Source organism: Phaeobacter sp. 11ANDIMAR09, from assembly GCF_001294455.1.
Taxonomy (GTDB): Bacteria; Pseudomonadota; Alphaproteobacteria; order Rhodobacterales; family Rhodobacteraceae; genus Pseudophaeobacter.
On sequence record NZ_LIKT01000072.1, the window covers coordinates 1 to 2812 of the forward strand.

A 2812-nucleotide genomic window follows, 5' to 3' on the forward strand; every position below is an offset into this window, starting at 1 on the left:
GCATGGTCGCCCCCTCTCGGGACATTGCTTCGCAATGCCCTGCCGGGCAATGGATGGGGGCGACCAAGAATGAGATATCCTGCATCTGAGAAGCTGGAGATCATTCGGTTGGTTGAGGCAAGCCATCTGTCAGCGCGTCGCACATTGGCCAAACTGGGTATCCCTCGCGCCACATTCTACCGTTGGTACGACCGATACCTGCAGCGCGGGGCGGCTGGACTTGAGGATCAGTCTCCCAAGCCAAAGCATGTCTGGAACCGCGTTCCTGACGAGGTGAAGCGCAAAGTCGTCAGCTTCGCCTTGAAGGAGACAGAGCTGTCACCCCGCGAGTTGGCGGTGACGTTCACAGATCAAGAACGGTACTTTGTATCGGAATCCACAGTCTATCGCACACTCAAGGCACATGACCTGATCACCAGCCCTGCGTTCATCGTGCTGAAAGCCGCAAATGAGTTCGAGCACAAAACAACGGCCATCAACCAACTTTGGCAAACCGACTTTACCTATCTCAAGGTTCTGGGGTGGGGCTGGTTCTATCTCAGCATTCGCCCATTGTCCTCGGACCAATGGCGGACAAGGGCTCATTCCTGGACGATTACAGCCGCTACATCATCTCGTGGAAACTCTGCACGAACATGCGAGCTGAGGATGTGACAGACACCCTCGATCTGGCCTTGCAGGCCTCCGGCTGTGACCAGGTCCATGTCGTACACAAGCCAAGACTGCTCAGCGACAACGGCTCAAGTTATGTCTCTGCCGACTTGGCTGAATGGTTACAGGACAAAGGTATGAAACACAGTCGTGGTGCGCCGTATCATCCGCAGACCCAAGGCAAGATCGAACGATGGCATCAAACCTTGAAGAACCGGATCTTGCTGGAAAACTACTTCCTAACGGGCGATCTCGAAGCCCAGATCGAAGCCTTCGTCGATCACTACAACCACCAGCGCTACCACGAGAGCCTGAACAACGTCACGCCAGCCGACGTCTACTTCGGGCGTGACCAAGCCATTCTGGAACAAAGAGAAAGGATCAAACAGAAGACGTTCGAAGCGCGACGCTTGCATCACAGACAACGCGCCGCATAATCAAACCAACCAGATGAGCCAGACTCTCTCTTAGTTTAGGCCGCCTTTGGACCCAAAAACTCTGACGACGGACAATACATCAGTTGGCCGCGCCAACCCAAAAAGCGACCACAAGACGCACAACGACTGGCACCCAGGTTTAAAGGGCTGCGACACGCCACACATTTGGGCGCCTCGTGGGGCTTCGTGCCGTTAGAATCCTCTTCCACTGCTTCACCGATTTTGAACACGAGCTGTTGACTTAAGTTTGACATGAAACGGGAACTAAAACAGAGAAAAAACGCTTGGTAGCTCACCTTGATCTCACAGCTATCGACTTTGTCCATTTGATACGACGATGGCGTTCTGGCAACCGGCAGCTTTGGTGGGAGCGACGCAGCATTTTGATCAGTCGACCAACGGCAGCTTCGGGCCGCTCGCACCGCGACGGGCCGTCCTGCGGGTCCACCTGTCGGTTTCCGTAGAGTGTTGGTGCTGTATGAACATCCACTCAGACCTGACTTCAATCATAGGCTGTTTGAAATGTTACGCAGTATCGCAGGGCCCTAAAGCCCAGTAAGAAGGTACTCGCAGGCATGATTATTTTAAAACAAAGAGGGATAGCATTCATGGCTCTTAAACCAGGACCAAAGCCGATTGCAAAATCAACAGGGAAACCGGATCGGCGGTGCCGGGATAACAAAACCACACCAGGGAATACACCGTCCCTCAACCTAGCAAATCTAGCAAGCCACCCAAGAAAAAATGAAAGAGGGCTCTCGTTAATTTGCCTTTCTGACCCGAAAGCCGATCGAACCTGCGCGAAATTCCGCGCAGGGCCGTTCATGAACCATCGAAACGTATGGCAATAAAATGCTGCGCAATGTGTCGAACGGCTGCTTCGGGGAAGCTGCGATGCAGCACATTGACATCTGGCCAAAGTCCAGTTTGGGCCGTTCGTTCCATAACAAATCCCTTAGCCGAACCATTCTGAAAAGGTCGAAACCTGCAATAAGCTGCGTTTACCAAGATGGGTTGCGCCTCACAGCCAACAGGCTGTGACAGTCTCGAACAAATTCACAAAGAGACGCGCTCCGAATGGGCGCATTCCTTGTTCAATACAACTCCAGGAACAAACTATTCTTTGCAAATCCGCACCAAGACCCATTTCTAAACAGAAACTATCCTTGGCAAAAATACCTCCTCACAGATTTACAATTTTATCATTGTTATCAATAACTTATTGACGAATCACCCGATTAGAAGTCAGCCTCAAATGAGTAATCTGATTTAGTGAAGGGTACGTCATGATCAACAAGCCAACAGGAGGAACCTCTCGTGCAAACCACGAGAGAGATGGGTCTGGGCTGACGGATCTCTGCGCACGCTTGGTGCAAAAGTATGTGCTCGATTGCCAGAAATTCTCTGCCTTTTACACTGGCACCGCCACTCGGCCGGTGTGGGATCGCATCCTGAATGAGGTCACTGGTAACGAGGAACTCGCTGCCGAGTTTTCCATGCGGCCCCAACCTTACTTTGATGGACAGAGCATCGTTTCGCACTGCACAACCCAAGAAGGGATCCAGGCCGTGGAAGGTTTCCTGACCCAGGTCGAATATGGCGTTTATGCCTGATCTCTCAGAGACCAACACAATCTGTGCATGTTGTGGAAACACGGCCCGCCTACAACAGCTCCAGAACTCCACCCAAACCCTATGTTGTTGGTGCTTCAATCAAGAACGTCA

1 protein-coding gene and 1 pseudogene are annotated in these 2812 nt (G+C 52.1%); both read left to right on the plus strand.

The window, feature by feature from the left end:
• Window positions 1–1088 (plus strand): annotated as a pseudogene (locus tag AN476_RS22070) (IS3 family transposase); the annotation flags it as partial.
• Window positions 1089–2374: 1286 nt separating this feature from the next.
• Window positions 2375–2701, plus strand: a complete 327-nt coding sequence (locus AN476_RS22075; protein ID WP_054463912.1) for an MbcA/ParS/Xre antitoxin family protein — start codon at window positions 2375–2377, stop codon at window positions 2699–2701.
• The last annotated feature ends 111 nt before the right edge of the window (window positions 2702–2812 follow it).

Coding starts and splice junctions, on each gene's coding strand:
- AN476_RS22075 (WP_054463912.1), top strand. CDS start 2,375: ATGATCAACAAGCCAACAGGAGGAACCTCTCGTGCAAACCACGAGAGA.